The sequence below is a fragment of the Rhizobium sp. SRDI969 genome, from assembly GCF_025152725.1.
Lineage (GTDB): Bacteria > Pseudomonadota > Alphaproteobacteria > Rhizobiales > Rhizobiaceae > Rhizobium > Rhizobium leguminosarum_I.
Genome location: NZ_CP104035.1, coordinates 2,525,961 through 2,544,582 on the forward strand (window position 1 = coordinate 2,525,961; position 18,622 = coordinate 2,544,582).

General features: G+C 60.5%; 18 protein-coding genes. 7 read left to right on the forward strand and 11 right to left on the reverse strand.

The window, feature by feature from the left end; all coding sequences use genetic code 11:
* Positions 1 to 173 precede the first annotated feature (173 nt).
* Positions 174 to 560 (reverse strand): VOC family protein, encoded by a 387-nt coding sequence (locus N2A41_RS12725; protein WP_260108917.1) that lies wholly within the window; start codon positions 558 to 560, stop codon positions 174 to 176.
* A gap of 192 nt (positions 561 to 752) precedes the next feature.
* Here N2A41_RS12725 and N2A41_RS12730 point away from each other — a divergent pair, with 192 nt between their 5' ends.
* On the forward strand, positions 753 to 968 hold the full coding sequence (locus N2A41_RS12730; RefSeq protein ID WP_260108918.1) for a hypothetical protein: 216 nt from the start codon (positions 753 to 755) through the stop codon (positions 966 to 968).
* Between the two features lie 87 nt (positions 969 to 1,055).
* Positions 1,056 to 1,880 (forward strand): 4-hydroxy-tetrahydrodipicolinate reductase, encoded by an 825-nt coding sequence (gene dapB, locus N2A41_RS12735; protein WP_260108919.1) that lies wholly within the window; start codon positions 1,056 to 1,058, stop codon positions 1,878 to 1,880.
* A gap of 15 nt (positions 1,881 to 1,895) precedes the next feature.
* On the opposite strand, the gene N2A41_RS12740 is transcribed toward dapB, so the two are convergent.
* The 3 genes from N2A41_RS12740 to N2A41_RS12750 all read right to left on the reverse strand — a co-directional run bounded on the left by N2A41_RS12740 (position 1,896) and on the right by N2A41_RS12750 (position 3,910).
* A complete protein-coding gene (locus N2A41_RS12740) occupies positions 1,896 to 2,816 on the reverse strand; it encodes an ornithine cyclodeaminase family protein (RefSeq protein ID WP_260108920.1) in 921 nt (306 codons plus the stop codon).
* Positions 2,817 to 2,912: 96 nt separating this feature from the next.
* Complete coding sequence (locus N2A41_RS12745; protein WP_170280810.1) at positions 2,913 to 3,419, reverse strand: GNAT family N-acetyltransferase; 507 nt, start codon at positions 3,417 to 3,419, stop codon at positions 2,913 to 2,915.
* Between the two features lie 134 nt (positions 3,420 to 3,553).
* Positions 3,554 to 3,910 carry a PT domain-containing protein gene (locus N2A41_RS12750; protein ID WP_260108921.1) on the reverse strand — a complete coding sequence of 119 codons (357 nt, stop codon included), beginning with the start codon at positions 3,908 to 3,910 and terminating at the stop codon, positions 3,554 to 3,556.
* 315 nt (positions 3,911 to 4,225) lie between these two features.
* Here N2A41_RS12750 and N2A41_RS12755 point away from each other — a divergent pair, with 315 nt between their 5' ends.
* Together N2A41_RS12755 and N2A41_RS12760 are read left to right on the forward strand one after the other, a co-directional pair.
* Positions 4,226 to 5,629, forward strand: a complete 1,404-nt coding sequence (locus N2A41_RS12755) for a pyridoxal phosphate-dependent decarboxylase family protein (RefSeq protein WP_260108922.1) — start codon at positions 4,226 to 4,228, stop codon at positions 5,627 to 5,629.
* Between the two features lie 77 nt (positions 5,630 to 5,706).
* Positions 5,707 to 6,027 carry a low molecular weight protein tyrosine phosphatase family protein gene (locus N2A41_RS12760; protein ID WP_260108923.1) on the forward strand — a complete coding sequence of 107 codons (321 nt, stop codon included), beginning with the start codon at positions 5,707 to 5,709 and terminating at the stop codon, positions 6,025 to 6,027.
* Between the two features lie 275 nt (positions 6,028 to 6,302).
* Here the strand turns inward: N2A41_RS12760 and N2A41_RS12765 are convergent, their stop codons facing one another.
* Entirely contained in the window at positions 6,303 to 6,881 is a 579-nt protein-coding gene (locus N2A41_RS12765; protein ID WP_260108924.1) for a hypothetical protein, read from the reverse strand.
* A 303-nt stretch (positions 6,882 to 7,184) separates the two neighbouring features.
* On the opposite strand from N2A41_RS12765, the gene N2A41_RS12770 reads away from it, so the two are divergent.
* Entirely contained in the window at positions 7,185 to 7,970 is a 786-nt protein-coding gene (locus N2A41_RS12770; protein ID WP_017964828.1) for a class I SAM-dependent methyltransferase, read from the forward strand.
* Between the two features lie 168 nt (positions 7,971 to 8,138).
* Here the strand turns inward: N2A41_RS12770 and N2A41_RS12775 are convergent, their stop codons facing one another.
* The 4 genes from N2A41_RS12775 to N2A41_RS12790 form a co-directional block, all read right to left on the reverse strand.
* Positions 8,139 to 8,561: a TIGR02594 family protein gene (locus N2A41_RS12775; protein WP_170255150.1), complete on the reverse strand. Its 423-nt coding sequence runs from the start codon at positions 8,559 to 8,561 to the stop codon at positions 8,139 to 8,141.
* 2 nt (positions 8,562 to 8,563) lie between these two features.
* Complete coding sequence (locus N2A41_RS12780) at positions 8,564 to 8,896, reverse strand: hypothetical protein (protein WP_260108925.1); 333 nt, start codon at positions 8,894 to 8,896, stop codon at positions 8,564 to 8,566.
* A gap of 177 nt (positions 8,897 to 9,073) precedes the next feature.
* Positions 9,074 to 10,243: an MFS transporter gene (locus N2A41_RS12785; RefSeq protein ID WP_260108926.1), complete on the reverse strand. Its 1,170-nt coding sequence runs from the start codon at positions 10,241 to 10,243 to the stop codon at positions 9,074 to 9,076.
* Positions 10,244 to 10,582: 339 nt separating this feature from the next.
* Positions 10,583 to 11,482: a LysR family transcriptional regulator gene (locus tag N2A41_RS12790; protein WP_017964831.1), complete on the reverse strand. Its 900-nt coding sequence runs from the start codon at positions 11,480 to 11,482 to the stop codon at positions 10,583 to 10,585.
* 190 nt (positions 11,483 to 11,672) lie between these two features.
* Between N2A41_RS12790 and N2A41_RS12795 the strand changes: the two genes are divergently transcribed.
* Complete coding sequence (locus tag N2A41_RS12795) at positions 11,673 to 12,989, forward strand: MFS transporter (protein WP_260108927.1); 1,317 nt, start codon at positions 11,673 to 11,675, stop codon at positions 12,987 to 12,989.
* 124 nt (positions 12,990 to 13,113) lie between these two features.
* On the opposite strand, the gene tyrS is transcribed toward N2A41_RS12795, so the two are convergent.
* Positions 13,114 to 14,391: a tyrosine--tRNA ligase gene (gene tyrS / locus N2A41_RS12800; RefSeq protein ID WP_441005711.1), complete on the reverse strand. Its 1,278-nt coding sequence runs from the start codon at positions 14,389 to 14,391 to the stop codon at positions 13,114 to 13,116.
* 339 nt (positions 14,392 to 14,730) lie between these two features.
* Between tyrS and N2A41_RS12805 the strand changes: the two genes are divergently transcribed.
* A complete protein-coding gene (locus N2A41_RS12805) occupies positions 14,731 to 16,632 on the forward strand; it encodes a potassium transporter Kup (RefSeq protein ID WP_260111051.1) in 1,902 nt (633 codons plus the stop codon).
* Between the two features lie 98 nt (positions 16,633 to 16,730).
* Here the strand turns inward: N2A41_RS12805 and N2A41_RS12810 are convergent, their stop codons facing one another.
* Positions 16,731 to 18,314 (reverse strand): Na+/H+ antiporter, encoded by a 1,584-nt coding sequence (locus tag N2A41_RS12810; RefSeq protein WP_260108928.1) that lies wholly within the window; start codon positions 18,312 to 18,314, stop codon positions 16,731 to 16,733.
* Positions 18,315 to 18,622 lie beyond the last annotated feature (308 nt).

Sequence of the window (18,622 nt, forward strand, 5' to 3'; positions counted from 1 at the left end):
CATCAGGACCAAGGTTCACGACCCGAGACGAAAGTCCCTTTGCCTCCGGTTGAAGACCCTGCTGGGGAAGGTCCTGGGAGGTTCGGCGTTAGGCCACGCCGACACAAAGATGCCGAGGCGATCGCGATTCGTCAATTCGGGGAGTGGCCGGGATCGGCTGCCGAGCACCTACCTCAAGCGGGCTGACCTTGATCCACCCGCCACGGCGGATCGAGGCGGTTCGAACCGGCGAAATAAAGAATGATGCGGTTGCCGCCGGGGTCGAACAGCTCGGCCTCGCGCCAGAGCCAGCTCTTGTCCTCCGGTCCGGTGACGAAACGAACACCAGCCTCGCTGAGACTGCCGACCGTCTCGTCCAACTTCTCGCACTCGAAATACACAGTAGTGCCGCCACCGCCGCCTTCGCCCTGATGCAGGGAGAAGGTACTGTCCCCATTCGGGCAGACGAAACGCGCATAGCGAGGACGGGCGTCGACGACGGCCTTGAGACCGAGAGCGCAGTAGAACTTCCAGCCCGCATCGAGGTCAGGCATCGTCACGGTTACTTGGTTCAGGCGCATGATCTATCTCCTCGGCTGAGTTCGCCCAAACGGCGTGGCGGCTTGGCACCACGACATTCATAAAAACAAAGACCTGAAGCCGTCGAGTGATTCAAATTCTAAGCGAGCAGTTTTAGTGTCATCGACACAAAACTCGTGGCAGACTGTGCAAGCTGCACACACGCCGGTGCGCCGATCGAGAAGGCCGAAGCTATGCACAAATTCACCGTATCAATCACCCGAGAGATCGAGGCCGATACCGCCGAGGAGGCCGCCTTGCTCATGTACCAGGAACTATCAACGGAACCGCCCCCCGACCGCTACTGGGTCGTCGACGAGACGAACGCTGCCACAGAGGTGAAGCTGGACCGGGAAAAGGCCGACGAATTCGCCACCATCGATCACACCGCCGACCCCGGCAACTGGTAAGCGCCAGACGACCAGAGGGACCACAGGAAATGCGGTTTTGCGCCGGGAGCGGAATGGGGTAGTTGCAGCTCGCCTTCTCCGGCGCGAATGCTGGATGCAAATAACCGTTCAGCCGGAAACATCGCGAGCCAAGGAAAGACCGTGACCTCACCAATCAAAATAGCCATCGCCGGCGCGAACGGCCGCATGGGGCGCGCCATCTTGCCGCTGCTGGCGGCCGATCCGGCTTTTGCGTTCGTCGGCGGCATCGGCCGTGAGGGCTCCACTGACGCCGGGCTGATCGACCGTTCGACCGCGATTAAGGCGGCCGACGTGATCCTGGATTTCACGACGGGAGGTGCGGCCGCCGAACTTGCCGGCTTGTGCGCTTCGGCCGGCGGACCGGCCCTGGTGATCGGGGCGACGGGTTTCGAGCCGGATGAGTTCCAACGGATCGCAGAGGCCGCCCGCAGAATTCCGATCCTGCGCTCCGGCAACTTCTCCATCGGTGTCAACATGCTGGTCGGTCTCGTCGCCCAGGCCGCCCGCGCCCTTCCCGCACATGGCTGGGATATCGAAATCCTCGAGGCCCATCACAACAGGAAGATCGACGCGCCGTCCGGCACGGCGTTGATGCTCGGCGAAGCCGCCGCCGAGGGCCGTGGAGTTTCCCTTGCATCCGTCGAGCGGCGCGGGCGCGACGGCATCACCGGCGAGCGCCCGCCCGGCGAAATCGGCTTCGCCGTGTTGCGCGCCGGCGGGCTGGTCGGAGAACACAGCGTCCTGTTTGCCGCCGCCGAGGAGGTCGTGACGCTCTCGCATTCGGCTCTCGATCGCGGCATGTTCGCCCGCGGCGCGCTTGCCGCCGCCCGCTGGATCGCAGGGCGCGCGCCCGGCGAATACGCCATGGGGGATGTGCTGGGTCTGGCGTGAATAAGGAAAACAGGCTCACAGCATATCGAGGATTGCCGAGGCGACGACGACTTCGGTTCCAGCCAGGCCGACGGAGCAAAACAAGGTCGTATCGCCAGGCGATCCTCGCCCCGCTGCTTTCCCGGCCATGATATCGGCAAGGTCGGCCATGCGGTGCTCATTGCCGGAGCCGTCCAGGAAAAAGGGCGAAGCATAGGCGCGCGTCTGTTCGGGAGAGTCCGTTGCGATCACGGCTGCGGCATCGGCGATATCCAGGCCGAGTTCGTATCCCTCACGCGTTTTCGGGCCGACGGTGCTGACGTGCACGCCGGGCTTCAAATCCCTGGCATGAATGACGGGCATTCGGCTCGTCGTCGCACAGATGACGATGTCGGCATCATCGACGGCTTCAGAGGCGCTGCCGGCAGGCTCCACTTCAATACCCAACGTGTGCTGCATCTCAGCTGCAAAGGCGGCGCGATTCCTCTCGTCGCGGCTATAGACGCGGGCGCGGTTCAGTTTTCGAACGGCGGCCGCTGCGGCAAGCTGGGTTCGCGCTTGCGCTCCGCTTCCGAGGATCCCGACGATCCTGGCATCAGGCGCGCTGAGATGCCGGATGGCGAGACCGCCGATCGCACCGGTTCTGAGGTTGCCGAGACGCTCTCCGAGAATAATGCCCTTGAGCCTGGCGTCGTCGACCGACCACACCGCGACGATCTGCGAATGCTCCGCCCCGTCGAATGTTTCATAGACCCGGAAGCCCGCGAGCGGTTTGTCGCCGAGGATGCCGCCGACGGTGAAGACGAGATCCCCTCGATCGGGAAACGAGACATGGTGCCGGGGCGGAGAGATCAGTCGATCGCCGGCTCTCGCGAGAAAAGCGGTCTCAAGCGCATCGATCGCGACTACCATCAGCGGGCTGCCGACCAGATCCTCGTCTTTCAGAATTTTCGTCACGGCGAAACCTCCAGCCCATGCCGGCATGCTGCAACCCCAACCCCGCTTGAGGTCAATAGGTCAGACAAATGGATATGGGCTGATATTCGGTGGGAGTTAACCGACCAGCCGGCGGGCCATCATGACGTCGTCGATCTCCCTGCCCTCTTCCAGAACCCCGCCGGGAATCCGGCCGATCTCTGTGAAGCCTTGCCGCTCATAAAAGCGTATTGCCGCCGGGTTCTCCGCGCTGACGAAGAGTTCGAGCTGCAGGATGCCGATATCGCGCGCATGATCGGCCACCGCGCTGAGCAGCTTGCCCGCAAGGCCCGTTCCGCGCAGGCTCCTTCTGACGTAAACCATGATGATCGTCGCGCGATGGGCCATTTTGCTCGATCGTTGCCGAAGCAGGCCCGTTATGCCAACGGGTTCGCCATCCTGAAAGGCGATGAAAACCGGCTCAGTCAAGCGATTGCGCCACTCCTCGAGAGAAAGAGCCGCCCAGTCTTCGTAGCGGCTTGCAAAGAGGGAAGGTTCGGCGCGAAGCGCTTCCAGGCGGATGCGCCGGAAAGCCTCCACTTCGTCGGCCTGGATATGTCTGATCGTCGTGCCGCTTCCATCCATCGGGACCTCCTGCAAGATGAGAGGTACTCTCAATACAGATGGCCGCAGCCGTCAACCGGTGTCAGCAAGTCTCGTCCTTCGGCCTATGCTTAGAGTTATGAGATCGACTAGAAATCCATCATCTCAAGCGCCGATCACTGCACCGGACTACCGAGCCGGCCGCCCTTCCGGACGACCGGTTCATCGCTCGGGCCGACCACCGATTGATCGGTCGGCCTCGCAGCCGGTTCGCCGGTTGGCCCGACCATCGGTTCACGGGCTGGCCCGTCGACCGGTTGGCCAGTGGATCGGACGACCAAGGGATCGACTGGTTGGACGGCGGCAACTGGCTCATCAGTTGGTTCGGCCACCGATTGATCGGTTGGCTTGTCGATCTTGAACCGCACAACTTCGCCGATGGTGAAGACAAGAACTATCCCGACCAACGTGCATGTCAGCGCGTAGAGAAGGAAATATTTCAGTGCATATCCCTCGCTGTTTGGCAGCACCAACTTGACAATGGTGCAAATGATATTTCCGCATTATTGAACGATACTTGCGACGAAGGCAATCATTTTTCAGCAAGAGCTCCAAATTTTGAAAAATGGACAGCACTGAATAAGGTAATTATTATATATAGTTAGCAAGCCTCTCCCCGATGCTCAAATTGTCTTGAGGGTCTGGGCAAGGACGAGGAAGAGCCGCGGGACCCCGGCCCGGATCTCACGGGGAAAGACAGTGTCGCCGATATGGGCTAGATTGCATGCTGCAAGCAGCCTGCTTTTTGAGGGCGGCCCTTCAGGATCGGCGGCGGCAGGGGGATCCGCATGTCGGCAATCGCATCTCTGTTTCAGGAAGCCGCCCGCCTTGCCGCGGTGTTCCGGCAGGCAGCGCCCGCCCGCCATATGCCCACCCATGACTACGCAGCCTCGCTTGCCTGTTTCGACGAGCCGCTGCCGGCGGCCGGTTCCGATATGCTTGATGTCATCAGGCGCCTCTCGGATGGCGCAGAACCTGGGCTGCATGCAACCACAGGGCCGCGCTTTTTCGGCTGGGTCATCGGCGGCTCCCATCCGGTCGGCGTCGCCGCCGATTTCCTCACCAGCGCCTGGGGCCAGAATGCCGGAAACCATGTCGTCGCACCGGCCGCGGCGGCTGTCGAGACCGTCGCGGCGAGATGGCTTCTCGATCTCCTGAAGCTGCCGGCGGAAAGCTCGGTCGGCTTCGTCACGGGAGCGACGGTGGCGAACTTCACCTGCCTTGCCGCCGCACGCGGCGAGGTGCTGCGCCAGGTGGGCTGGGATGCCGATGCAAAGGGCCTGTTCGGTGCGCCTGAGATTACCGTGCTGATCGGCGGCGACGCCCACACCACCGTCTTCTCCGCGCTTCAGTTCCTTGGCCTCGGGCATGATCGCGTGCTGCGCCTGCCCACCGACGTGTTGGGCCGGATCGACCCGACGGCATTCCTGGGGGCGCTCGATTCCGTCGCCGGTCCCTTGATCGCCGTTCTTCAAGCTGGGCAAATCAATACCGGCGCTTTCGACGACTTTGGCAAGATCATCCCGCCGCTAAAGGCGAAAGGCGCCTGGGTGCATGTTGATGGCGCCTTTGGCCTCTGGGCGCAGGCTTCAGCGAAGACCAGCCACCTCAGCCGCGGCATCGAAGCGGCTGACAGCTGGGCGACCGACGGCCACAAGTGGCTGCAGACGCCCTATGATTGCGGCTATGCGATCGTCCGCAACGAGCTCGCCCATCGCCGCGCCATGACGATCGCCGCGAGCTATCTGCCGCTCGCCGGCCAAGGCGAACGCGATCCCTCCCACTATGTGCCCGAGCTTTCGAGAAGGGCGCGCGGTTTTGCCACCTGGGCGATGCTGAAACATCTCGGCCGTGACGGCATCGCCACCCTCATCGACCAGTGCTGCGCCTCAGCGCGGCTGATGGCCGATCTCCTGTCGCAGCAACCGGGCATCGCCATTCTGAACGAAGTGGCGCTGAACCAACTCGTCATCCGCTTCGGAGCGGACCGGCCCTCCGAAGAAGGCGACGCGTTGACCCGAAAGACAATCGAAAAGATCCAGACGGACGGCATCATCTTCGCCGGCGGCGCCAAATGGCGCGGCCGCGACGTGCTCCGCCTCTCCGTCACCAATTTCCAAACGACGTCAGATGAGGCGCAACGCGCCGCAGAAAGCATCATCGCTGCGTTCAAGAGCGTCAGCCAGGGGTGACGCACCAACTCCCTTGGTTCGCCCGGGCGCGGAATTGTGCTATCGCGGGCCTCGCTCACTCCAAGAGAGATCGAAACGTGAAAAACGTCCTGTTCGTCTGCAGTCAGAACAAGCTTCGCAGCCCGACGGCCGAACAGGTCTTCGCGAGCTGGCCTGATGTCGAAGTCTCCTCGGCAGGCACCAACAAGGATGCCGAAAACCCGCTGTCGACAGAACTGATCGAATGGGCTGATATCGTCTTCGTCATGGAGAAGGCACACCGTGCGAAAGTTCAGGGCAAGTACAGGTCAGCTCTCAAGGACAAGCGGTTGATCTGCCTTCATATTCCTGATGACTACGATTTCATGGATCCTTCGCTCGTTCGGCTGTTGAAGGCGAAGGTACCTCGGCATCTCTAGGTTCGACGGTCTCGATCCCGAGTCATCTTGGCGACGTCCTTCCCAATTTCGGCAACGAACCTTCCGTTTACGCTGCCCATTTCTTGACCTTATATTTCTGCCATCAGCGGCAAATGCCGGCAGAAAGGCAGGAACCGAGCGCGATGCCAAAAATGCCCTGAAGAAAGTCATCAGAGCACCTATTGTCGGCCGAGTCGTCCACTTCGACTACCGCAAACCACTGAGGTGGTGCCAACTGCCTTGATCAAACAGCCCGCCCCTTTATCATCGATTTCTCATGCCTCGCGATTAGAGAGAACGTGGGTTCTGATCATGTGAATCGAGATATTCAGCAATTTCACCCCGACGCGTCCCCGCCCATTGCCATGACCAAATACATTTGCAAGTAAATGATCATAAGCTTCCAGTAGAGAGAGCCACAATTCGTCACCACCCACCTCTTGCTTCAGCTCTTCACCTTTCTGAAGTGCCTCCCAATATTCCATGACAAGATAAACGATCTTAGGATCACGCTCTGCCAGTTCAACCAATTGCCGTAACATCGCGGCAGTTCCCTGTTCAAAGCGCGTTTCACCGGACGCTTTGTCGCGATACGGGAGATCGACCACAAGTTCGTCGTCGGGCGCAACCTCATAATGGGCCAATTTTTCTGGTGCGCATTCGGGCGGCACATATATTGCGAAGCAGTTGTCTTGATTGTCGTTGAGCTTGAGAAACGCGTCGCGCATAAAACTTGGCAGTTTCTCCACTTCTTCGGGCGCGATTTCTTGCAGCCGGGCGAACCAGGCTCGGAAGTCTCGACTGTGCCATAAAGCTTTCAATTCGCTCTGCTGTTCATGTGAAAGAGCAGTCACAATCCTTTCCTCCATTTCTCCACGTGGCTCAAACTTGCATTACTCCGCGCCTGGGAAAAGAGCTATGTCGAGGCGCATCACCGCCTTCGCCGGCCGTGAGCGCTCGGAAGTGTAAAGGCCTCGCTTCCGTCCTTGACGCGGACGCGGCAATGGATGCTCAATCCGATGTTCTGTACCGGGCGATTAGCGTTCCCGAATGTCCAGGCAGGCAGCATTGCCTGCCTCCTTTTTCGCCCGTCTTCCCATTGCCATAGGCTGCGGTTATAGCTCCCCGCCCATCCCGATCGAGCAAGGAGGAAAGCCATGAACGCCAATGATGTCGCCGCCCATTGGGAGAGCAATGCCGAGACCTGGACGATCTATAGCCGCGCCGGCTATGACAAATATCGCGACGCGCTGAACACCCCGGCCTTTCTTGACATGCTGCCGCCGGTGGCGGACCTTGCTGGGCTCGACCTTGGTTGCGGCGAAGGTTCCAATACCCGTGCCGTCGCCCGCCTCGGCGCCCGCATGACCGGTCTCGACATCGCCCCGACCTTCATTCGCTATGCCCGCGAGACCGAGACGCAAGCGCCGCTCGGCATCGACTACGTGCTCGGCGACGGCCAGAGCATCGATTTCCCGGAAGCGAGCTTCGACTTCGTCACCGCCTTCATGTCGATGATGGACATGGCCGACCAGCGCCAAGTGCTGAAGGGCATCCACCGCGTCCTGAAGCCGGGCGGCTTCCTGCAGTTTTCGATCCTGCATCCCTGTTTCGTGCCGCCGACGCGCCGCAATATTCGCAATGAAGCCGGCCAGCCTGTCGCGGTTGAGATCGCCGATTATTTCGACGAGCGCGACGGCCGGATTGAGCGCTGGATTTTCTCCTCCATACCGCAAGCGGAACGGGCGACGCTGACGCCGTTTGCCATTCCGCGTTTTCACCGGACGCTGTCGACTTGGGTGTCGATGATCGTCGAAGCGGGACTGACGATCGAAGCTTTCGGCGAGCCCATGGCGTCAGTCGAGGTGGCGCTCGCCGAGCCAATGGTTGCCGATACCCGCATCGCGCCGATCTTCCTCCACGTCAGGGCGCGCAAGGCCTGAAAACCCACTGGTCCGGGAAAGCCCGAAACATCAGCTGCAAAAACTGCCTGCCTCTTTTATAAAAGTTACCCCTTTAAAACCTCTCAGCCAACGATTCTGACAAGAGGTTTTCAAAGAGTGATACTTCGCCTTTTTCGGAAGCGATGCCTGCTCACGTTCCTTACGGCATCATCGTCGCACGGCGACGACCGAACTGGCGCGATATCTGGACAGCTGGACCCGGTTGGATTGGTTGCCGCCGAACAGGTAGACGTACTGCCGGCCCGGGTCGATGTGATCGAACAGGCTCACATGAAAGCGCCGGCCGGTGCGGATCACCACGACATCCCCTCGCCTGGCCGAGCGGACGCCGACCGGTTGGCCGAACGTCCTCCACGACGCTGCCATGTTGGGGTTGGGCGGCGGCTGTCGCGAAGATCGCTTGGCGACAAAGGCTAGAAATGCGCCGCACCACGATACCCGGCGCGGGTTGATGCCGAGGAAGGAGATGGAGCGTTCATGCATGCTTTTGTATCGGGATGCCGTGCCGAGCATGTCCGCCTCACAGGGCACGGCAAGCGCCGTGAGGACGATGACGAGAATAACCTTCATAGTTACCCACCATTGTTTGTATAATGTTGAAAATCCGAAATGTGGCGAAGAATAAAACAGGCGAGGCAACGTAGATGCGAATTATGGCGTGAATTAGAAACAACTGATACTGGCATTTTGGCGGCAGAAATTTGTCCGAAGCGAGGCGCAGGAACGACGCCTGTGAGCCTCACCTTGCGGCAGAAGGCGACGATCGAAAAACCCGCAAACATATGTTTTGCAAGCACGAAAGGCTGGAACTTCACCATCCGAACCAGTTTCATTCCGAGGAGATCGACCGCGCCCGCAAGTACTTGAACGACAAGACCATTCGTCCAGAGTCGACGGTTGGGCATGACCTTGGCTCGTCACCTATATGAGCTATATTTCAGGAGATCATTTGTAATACTTCGACGCGATGGGAAATACATTGCGCCTCGCTCCATTCACCAGCAAAGGCCGGTGGTTGCGCCCTGCCGTTTCGAACATGTACGACCTTGGGATCGTGGATGGGCGGCGCAAGCGTCTCAACCCTACGGTTGCACCGGTTCGGGCTGCCCTGTGACCGGCGCGGAAGCAGCGGCAAGCGCCTTGGTGACTAGGAGTGCGGCTCCGATAACCGGGACAACCATCCAGTACGAAAAGCGGATGCCGAAATGTTCGGCAACGAAACCGAGCAGCGGCGGCCCTGCGAAAAACACGAGAAACGTCGTCTGCGCCAGCGCCGCTACATTAACCGGTGCGGGGCGATCCGCGCGCCGGGCCGCAGCCGAGATGGCAAGCGGATAGACTGAAGAGCAGCCGATACCCGTCAGGCCGAAGCCTGCGAGCGCGACAACAGGATGTGTCGCCGTCGCAACCATGACGAGACCGATGACCGCGATCCCAAGGAGAGTGATTGCGACCGGCCGCGGATTGAAGCGGTCGATGACAGGGTCCATGCCGAGCCGCCCGATGGCGATGAACGAGGAGAAAATGGTCACGCTGAGCCCGCCGACGAAGGGTTCGACCGCAAATACGTCGCGCATGTAGATCGCCGACCAATCGACGCTTGCGCCTTCGGCAAGAAGCGGAGTTGCGGCGACAAGGCAAAGGGGGAGCAGTCCGATCGTCGGAAAAGCGATGATCGGAGTATCTCCGAGGTGAGCGTCCTGCCGCCGCGGCGCATTCTCGATCCCGGAGAAAACGATCGACCCGGCAATCACGACGGTGGCGAGGGTGATGAAGCTATGCAGTTCGATGGAGACGGCAGCCTGCCGCATGCCGGCGGCAACAAGGGCGGTGATGCAGAAGCCGACGCTCCACATGCCGTGAGCCCGGCTCATGATGCGGTACCCAAGCAGCGCCTCGTGGCGATCGGTTTCGATATTGGCGTTGATCTCGAATGCTCCGGTGAAAACGCCGGCAATGAAGAACAATGGCACCGCCAGAAGAGCTGATGGCATCCAGGGGATCAGCGCCAAAAACAGCGACGCACCGAAGACGGTGACGAAGGCCATGGTGCGCGCACCGAACCTCTCGATGAAGCTCACCGAGAACGTCAAGCCGCAGAGAACCCCGGAGGACAGGACGGCGAGCAGAAGGCCAAGCTCCCCTTCGGTCAGGCTGAACTTGAGCTGAAGGTCGGGCAGCCGCGAAACAAACGCCCCCAGGGAAAGGGCCACGGCAAACTGAATGAAGAAAATGCGATGGTGCGGCTTCATCTCGGGGACTCTGCTCCGATTGGGGCGGGATTGAAGCCCAGGCATCCGACGGCATAGCTAAACAGGCGACGAAATGGCGACTGGCTCGGACACCCGCGATCTCAGGATTATCGACCACCATTGCTGACAGCCTCTGTCAGCAATGGTTCAGCCGCCGATAATTTCTAAGTGGTTGGCAGCCGCTCACGACTATGTCCGCTTATTGGCGCCATCAGCGATCATCATTCGGCGCTACCGAGCAGCAATTCTCGCTCCCTGCATCACCGGGACTGCACTGAACAACATCGCTGATCACATCTGCGGAATGGAACGAAGCGCTTGCTTTGGCGGGCTACCCACTCAGTTCATTGAGTGGAAGGTCTCAAAAATCAGCGCCCTCAGCCAGCGATGCACGGGATCTGCGTCCATGCGGGGGTGCCACGCCTGCACGATGTTGAAACCCGACACGGGCACGGGCAGGTCAAAGGTTTCGATATGGCTTATCGCGGCGGACTTGCAATAAGACTTCGGAATCGAGCCGATCAAATCGGATGCCGCCGCAACGGCTATCACCGCGGGAAAGCTTGGCACGATCAGTCTGACATCACGGACATGGCCCAATTCGGCGAGCGCCCTGTCGATCGGACCGGCAAAATCCGCTTGCGTCGAGAAGAGCACGTGGCCCCAGGCAGCATAACGCTCCGCCGTTATCCGATCTGCATCGAAGATCGGGTGTCCTAGCCTTGCGAGACCGACATATCGATCCTCGAAAAGGGTTTGGCAACGCAATTCCCCGCTGTCTCGCGGGAGGACACCGATGTCCAAATCTATGGCTGCGTCCCTCAAAGCCTGAACATCCTTGTCCGATCTCGGCGCAAAGCGAAGCCTTATCCCCGGCGCAGCGCTCGTCACGGCGGCGCTGAGACCCGCGGCGTAGAGAAGCACGAATGCCTCATTGGCACGGATCGTGAAATGGCGGCGCACCTCCCGGATCTCCACGGTCGACGGCGGACTAAGCACGGCTTGCACGGCTTCTTTCAACAAATGTACCTCGGCGCCAATCGCCAGGGCATGGGGCGTCGCAACCATGCCGCGCCCGGCCGGCACAAGGATCGGATCACCCAGCGCAGTCCTCAGCCGTGACAGCGTCCGGCTCATGGCGGACGTGCTGAGGCCAAGCCGACGAGCGGCGGCCGATACGCTTTGCTCGCGCAGCAACGCATCCAGTGCCACCAAGAGGTTGAGATCGAGATCGGACATGGCTGAATTCTATTCAGGTATGGCGCAATACGCAACAGTCAATTGATTTTGTTGCGTCTGGCGCGTGCAATCAGCAAAGCCTAAGTAGTCGACCATCCACCAACATCGAGGAGTTCTCATGTCCCTCACCTATGCCGCACCAGTTTCTCAAGACGGCCTGACGTCGCCTCGACGGTACCTGGCTATTGCCATGTTGCTTCTGACGCTTGTTCTTGTCGTTTTGGACGGAGCCATTGCCAATGTCGCCTTACCTTCGATCGCGGTCTCGCTGCACGCCGAGGCGGGTAGCACCGTATGGGTCGTCTCGGCCTATCAGCTGGCCGTGCTCGTCGCCATTCTTCCATGTGGTGCGCTGGGTGAAATCTACGGCGCGCGGCGGGTCTTCTTGATCGGCGTCGCGCTGTTCACCGCGGCTTCCGCGGCCTGCGCCTTTGCGGGCGACCTTCCCTTGCTGATCCTTGCTCGTTTCGCGCAGGGCTTGGGAGGTGGCGCGATCATGGCGCTTGCCATGATGAACCTGCGCTCGGCCGTGCCGCAACATATGCTCGGTCCGATCATCGGCATCAATGCCATGGTCATCGCCATTTCTTCCGCTGCCGGCCCCGGCATTGCCGGCGCCATTCTTTCCGTCACCACCTGGCCTTGGCTGTTTGCAGTCAATATACCACTCGGCGCCATCGTTCTGCTCGGCGGCGGTCAGCTCGGGCAAATTCAGGGCGCGAAGCGAAAGCTGAACGCGAAGGCGATGCTGGCCAACACGCTGATGTTCATCCTTTTCTTCTGCGGCGCCGACCGGATAGCGATCGCGCCGATAAGCGGTGCTGTCCTCATTACCGCCTCGCTGGCCTGCCTTTTCGCCCTGCTGCGCCTTGAACGGAACAGTGACGCACCAATCGTTCCCACGGACCTGCTGGCGGCACCGGCATTCCGCGTGGCGGTCATCGCCTCGGTATCCTGCTTCTGCGGCCAGATGCTGAGCTATATCGCGCTACCCTTTTACCTTCAACACACGCTGCACATGACGCCGGTTCTGGCCGGTCTATACATGATGCCCTGGCCTGCCGCGACCGCGATCATCGCGCCCATTTCGGGACGTTTGGCAAACCGCGTCAAGACGGCATGGCTTTGCGCCATCGGCGGCGCGCTACTCGCCCTGGGCCTCCTGGTGGTCGGATTCACCCCGCCCGACCCGAGAGGTATCGCGTTTCTCGTCGGCACTGTGATCGCCGGCCTCGGTTTCGGACTGTTCCAAACGCCGAACAATCGAATTCTCCTTCTGTCGGCGCCGAAAGCCAGAAGCGGCGCCGCCGGCGCCATGCAAGGCACCGCGCGGCTTCTCGGCCAAACCCTGGGTGGGATCTGCATGTCGATCATCTTCGCAACATTGCCGTTGTCGAGCGCGCTCGAGTTTGCGATCGTCACTGCAGGCGGCTGCGCGGCAATAGCGAGCCTGGTCAGCCTGAGCCGGGCTCGCTACGAAGTCGCGAGACGGCCTGGAGCGACTTGAACAGGCGGCTCGTGGTCGTCCGGGTGAAAGAGGGCGCTGCCGCACCCTCCGCCACATCAAACTTGTATCAATGGGGAGCGCGACAGGTGGTCGAATTTGCCTGCTCCCCAATGAACAGACCACGCTAGGCCGGCTGAAGGAGGATGTGTCGCTTCCTGCCGACTGACAGCCGGATCACGCCGTCCTGGACGTCGGAGTCGCCAAGCCGCGTTGTCTCGTCTTTCACGCTGCCGCCATTCACCCGCACCCCGCCGCCGACGATCAATCGACGTGCTTCGCTTTTCGACCTGGCGAGCCCGGCAACGACCATAGCGTCGACCAACGGAAAATCACCGCGAAGGCTATCCGGGAGATTGATTGTCGGAAGACCCGTCGGCACCTCGCCTGCTTCGAAGGTGCGCCGGGAGGTTTCGGAAGCTTGCGCTGCCGCATCTGCCCCGTGGCACAGGCTCGTGATCTGGTCGGCAAGGATCTTTTTCCCTTCGTTGATCTCGGAATCCCGAAGCACTTCGAGGCGTGCAATTTCACTTAAGGGCAACTCAGTGAACAGCCTGAGAAAACGACCCACGTCGACATCTGCCGCATTTCTCCAGAATCGCCAGAACTCATAAGGCGACAACCGATCGGCGTTCAGCCAAACCGCGCCCGAAACGCTCTTGCCCATCTTCGCACCCGACGACGTCGTCAGCAGCGGGGCAGTCAATCCAAACAGCGCTCGCCCGCCAATCCGCCGTCCAAATTCGACGCCGCTGACGATATTGCCCCACTGGTCGGAGCCACCCAGTTGAAGCAGGCAGCCGCGGCTTTCCGCGAGGACATGGAAGTCGTAAGCCTGCATGACCATGTAGTTGAATTCCAGCAATGACAGCGATTGCTCTCGTTCCAACCGTTGGCGCACGCTCTCCGATGTGAGCATCCGATTGACTGAAAAATGCGGTCCGATATCGCGCAGGAAATCGAGATAGTTGAGCCCGCCCAACCAGTCGGCATTATTGACCATGACAGCATCGGTCGGGCCGTCCCCGAACGCAAGGAAGCGCTCGAAGACCCTCCGGATGCCGATCAAGTTTTTCATGATCTGCTCTTGGCTGAGAAAAGGACGCGACGTGTCGCGGAAACTCGGATCGCCCAGGCGGCTTGTCGCACCGCCGAGCAAAGCGATGGGTTTGTAACCCGTCTTCTGGAACCACCGCAGCATCATGATCGGAATGAGATGGCCGACATGCAAGCTGTCGGCGGTGAGATCGAAGCCGCTATAGGCCGTGCCGGCTCCTGAACAAAGCCAGCTGTCGAGCGCTTCCAAGTCGGTGCATTGATGCAGGAAGCCGCGCTCGCTCAGAGTGCGAAGAAAGTCGGATCTGGGTCCGGTGGGCTGAGAGGATGGTGTCACGAGGGTCTCCATTTGAGCCGATGAGGCCGGAGACCATCTGTTGACACACGTGCCGCCGACCGTGCGGCGTCTCGAGTGTCAGGAATATGACCTTGCGCCGCTCTATGGGAGCAGCGTGTAATAGAAGCTCGATAGGTTCAGGGTGCAGGTCATGCATCCATATTTACCATGCGACAGCGCAATCACAAGGGGATATGAATTGACGAGGCTGAAGGGATCGCGACGACGCCCTCCCATCCCCGCATCCGCCTCCGCCCCTGGCAAAAAAAATCGCACCCGCATCAATTTGCTTGCCGTTCTGCAATGCGGCATATGTTTGTGCTCATAGGCAAGTCGGATGAACGGGGTACGATGACGTCGACGCATATGGATAAGACGGGGGATGGCGTCGGCCGGAAGGGCTTTGTCGGGCTGGTCATCGGCGCGGTCGGCGTTGTCTATGGCGATATCGGCACCAGCCCGCTCTATGCCTTCCGCGAGGCGCTGAGGCCCTTTGCCGCCGATGGCGTGCATGAGGCAGAGGTCATCGGCCTGATTTCGCTGATGGTCTGGACACTGACGATCATCGTGACCTTCAAATATGTGCTCTTCCTTCTCAGGGCAGACAATGACGGCGAAGGCGGCACGCTTTCACTTCTCGCCCTCCTGATGAAGAAAATGGGACGAAACGTGCCGCTGCTCTTCTTCGCCGGCCTGATCGGCGCCGCCCTCTTCATCGGCGATGCGATGATCACGCCTGCTTTATCGGTCATGTCGGCGCTCGAAGGCCTGAAATTGATCACGCCCGCCTTTGCCGGATACGTCCCGCCTCTGTCGGCGGCGATCATGATCGTTCTCTTTGCCGTCCAATCAAGGGGAACGGCCGCCGTCTCAATGTTTTTCGGGCCGATAACGGTGTTGTGGTTTCTGGCCATGGCGGCGGGCGGCCTGCTCCATATCGGTGACGATTGGCGGATTCTGGGCGCGCTCAATCCGGTGAATGCATTCCTGTTCCTCACTCATGCCGGCCTTGTCGGCCTCATCGTGCTCGGCGCCGTCTTTCTGACGGTGACGGGTGCGGAGGCGCTCTATGCCGATCTCGGGCATTTCGGGCGCCGCCCGATCCAGATGGCATGGTTCGTTCTGGTCTTTCCGGCACTGCTCTTGAACTATCTCGGCCAGGGCGCACTGGTTCTCGCCCATCCGGAAGCCGCCATCAATCCATTCTTTCTGATGTATCCTGACTGGGCCTTGCTGCCGATAGTTCTCCTGGCGACGATGGCGACGATCATCGCCAGCCAGGCTGTGATAACAGGCGCATTTTCGCTGGCCCGCCAAGCCGTTCACCTCGGCTTCCTGCCGAGGCTGAGGATCAAGTTCACCTCTGAGACCAACACCGGCCAGATCTATGTGCCGAGCGTCAATCTTCTCCTTCTGATCGGCGTGCTGATGCTGATCTTTTCCTTCGGCGATTCCGAGTCGCTGGCGACGGCCTACGGTATCTCGGTGACCGGCGCCATGGTGATCACGACGATGCTGGCCTTCCAGTTTCTCCGGGCCGCCTGGGGATACTCCCTTGTCCTTGCCGCAGTCGCACTGCTGCCGCTATTCATCATCGAAGTGGTATTCCTGGCGGCCAATCTGTTGAAAATTCACGATGGCGGCTGGGTTCCGGTCGCCCTTGCCCTGGCAATCATGATCCTGATGTGGACATGGACCCGAGGCCAAGCCTATCTGAAGAGACTGCGGGCCAACAACGAGATCCCGCTCGATTCCTTCATCAGGTCGATCGAGCGAAGGTCGGACCATTCGCCGGTCACCGTTCCGGGAACGGCTGTCTTCCTGACCAGCGTTCCGGACCGGACACCGAATGTTCTGCTCCACAATCTCAAGCACAACCACGTGCTCCACGAACAGAACGTCATCCTGACCGTCTGGACCGAGGACGAACCTTATGTTTCCGATATCAGACGCGTCAAGATCAGCCAGCTCTCGCCGCGCTTTGTGCGCCTCGACATCACCTTTGGCTTCATGGACGACCCCGATGTCACCAGGGCATTGGCTCTCTGCCGCGAGGGCGGCTTCAAGTTCGAGATCATGAGAACCTCCTTTTATCTCGGCCGCCGGAACCTCGTCAGGACGCCGAACACCGGGCTGCCCGGCTGGCAGGAGCGCATATTCATGGCGCTGGAGGGCTTGGCGATCGATCCCTCCGATTATTTCAATCTGCCATCCAACCGCGTCGTCGAACTCGGCGAACAGATCGCCATTTAGGGCAGGACGCCGCGCGGCCTCGTCGTCCGGACCGCGCTTGTGTCAGCCTCGATATCGCAATGCGTTGAAAATGATGTCGAAGGCGCGAGGCGCTGAACTCACGCCTTGGCCGAGATCGCACTCAGCTCCTCGAGATCGAGATCCCGTTCCAGCTCCAGCAGCGTCTCATCGTCGATCTCGCCGGCGCGATGGAGGCGTATGAGTTCCCGACGCCCGATGGCAACCGCTTCGAGAACGACGTCGAAATGCGCATGGAGCGCCGGTATGTATTGCTCGGTTTTCTCGGCGTAGTCGATGATCGACGTGGCGCGGCGCTGGTAGCGCTCCAGCAATTGCGGGTGGATGAGTTTTCCTTCCGCGTCATAGGCCAGGCTCTGGACGATGCCGAACTGCGCCTGCGCCATGGCGGCTTCGGCCTGGCTCATCGTCAGGCGCGCATGTTCCGACTCCGGCTCCACCAGTCGCGCCCAGGCAATCACCCGCCCCAATGTCGTACCCTGGATGAGCACGGTGCCGAGAATGACCGCGAAGGAGGTGGCGAGGATGAAGTCGCGGCCCGGGAACTCCTCGGGCAAGCTCAGCGCCAAAGCGAGCGTCACCACGCCGCGCACGCCCGCCCAACTGAGCACGACAGCGCCGCCGACGCCAAGCGGTTGGGCCCGTGCGAAGCCCAGGGAAGCACAGAACCTGACGACGAAATCGCAGGCAAAGACCCAGGCAAACCGCGCCAGAACGAGTGCGACGAGGATCGCCAGCATCGGTAGCCCCATCGTCGCGATGACGGTGGTAAAGCCGCCGCCGCGTTCGACGACATCGCGAAGCGACAGCCCGATCAGGATGAAGACCGCCGCTTCCATCAGGAAGATCATTACCGTCCAGAACGAGACGCCGCGCACGCGCATTGCGGCTGATAGCACGGTGTGCTGATGCCAGCTCATGATGAGGCCCGCGGTCACGGTGGCGATGACGCCCGAAACATGCAGCTGTTCTCCGGCGAGATAGGCAATCCAGCAAAGCAGCACCGAGGCCGCGATGACGAGATATTCGTCGCCGAGGCGCCGGACAAGCTTGAACCACGCCGTTCCCACCACGATGCCGATGATGGCGCCGCCGAGCGCCAGCACGAGGAAACTGCCGGCCGCCTCCGTCGCGCTGAAGGCTCCGGTTGCGGCAGCGGCAACGGCAAAACGGAAGAGCACCAGGCCGCTCGCATCATTGAGCAGGCTCTCGCCTTCCAGCAGAATCTGAAGCCGCCGCGGCAGCCTGACGCGCTGCAGCACGGCACGCGCCGCAACTGCATCCGGCGGCGCAACGATCGCACCGAGGGCTGCGCAAGCTGCCCAGGGAATCGATGGAAAGATGAGATGGGCGACGACGGCGATGACCGCGCAGGTGAAGAACACCGCGCCGACGGCAAGCGAGGCGATGCCGATCACATGCCGCCGCAACCGCGCCGCCGCAATGGACCAGGCCCCGTCCATCAACAACGGCGGCAGGAAGATGACGAGCACCAGCTCCGGATCGACTGATATCGCCGGCAACCCCGGTACAAAGGCCAGCAAGGCGCCCCCAGTCAGCAGCGCGACGGACGGCGGCAGTCCGAGCCGGTGGGCAACATAGTGCAGCGCGATGATCGCCAGAAACATCGCGATGACGAGCTCGAATAAGTGGGTTGGTTCCATATGCCTCTGCCCTGGCTCAGCAACGAATTTCGGATTCCTTCTGCATAATTCAAATCTGGAGTCGTTTAAAAGAATTGTACAACAATTCAAAGCGTTACCCTGCATTTTCGCGACGAACCCCAGTGCACAGCTTAGAGCAACTCTTCCGTGTGCGAGCATGGGAAGAATACGCCTTCTCGTCAATGCGCGGGACGGAATCTCCGCTTCTGGACCGCAGCCCTACGGCAGACATCTGACGCCGATGATCGCGTTGCCATCGATCATTGCCTGGATTTAATTGGAGTTTGCTGCGCATCCTCCTTAAATCC

Coding starts and splice junctions, on each gene's coding strand:
- N2A41_RS12730 (WP_260108918.1), top strand. CDS start 753: ATGCACAAATTCACCGTATCAATCACCCGAGAGATCGAGGCCGATACC.
- N2A41_RS12795 (WP_260108927.1), top strand. CDS start 11,673: ATGTTGCTTCTGACGCTTGTTCTTGTCGTTTTGGACGGAGCCATTGCC.
- N2A41_RS12755 (WP_260108922.1), top strand. CDS start 4,226: ATGTCGGCAATCGCATCTCTGTTTCAGGAAGCCGCCCGCCTTGCCGCG.
- N2A41_RS12790 (WP_017964831.1), bottom strand. CDS start 11,482: ATGTCCGATCTCGATCTCAACCTCTTGGTGGCACTGGATGCGTTGCTG.
- N2A41_RS12770 (WP_017964828.1), top strand. CDS start 7,185: ATGAACGCCAATGATGTCGCCGCCCATTGGGAGAGCAATGCCGAGACC.
- tyrS (WP_441005711.1), bottom strand. CDS start 14,391: ATGGAGACCCTCGTGACACCATCCTCTCAGCCCACCGGACCCAGATCC.
- N2A41_RS12805 (WP_260111051.1), top strand. CDS start 14,731: ATGACGTCGACGCATATGGATAAGACGGGGGATGGCGTCGGCCGGAAG.
- N2A41_RS12745 (WP_170280810.1), bottom strand. CDS start 3,419: ATGGATGGAAGCGGCACGACGATCAGACATATCCAGGCCGACGAAGTG.
- N2A41_RS12810 (WP_260108928.1), bottom strand. CDS start 18,314: ATGGAACCAACCCACTTATTCGAGCTCGTCATCGCGATGTTTCTGGCG.
- N2A41_RS12785 (WP_260108926.1), bottom strand. CDS start 10,243: ATGAAGCCGCACCATCGCATTTTCTTCATTCAGTTTGCCGTGGCCCTT.
- N2A41_RS12725 (WP_260108917.1), bottom strand. CDS start 560: ATGCGCCTGAACCAAGTAACCGTGACGATGCCTGACCTCGATGCGGGC.
- N2A41_RS12780 (WP_260108925.1), bottom strand. CDS start 8,896: ATGCCCAACCGTCGACTCTGGACGAATGGTCTTGTCGTTCAAGTACTT.
- dapB (WP_260108919.1), top strand. CDS start 1,056: ATGCTGGATGCAAATAACCGTTCAGCCGGAAACATCGCGAGCCAAGGA.
- N2A41_RS12775 (WP_170255150.1), bottom strand. CDS start 8,561: ATGAAGGTTATTCTCGTCATCGTCCTCACGGCGCTTGCCGTGCCCTGT.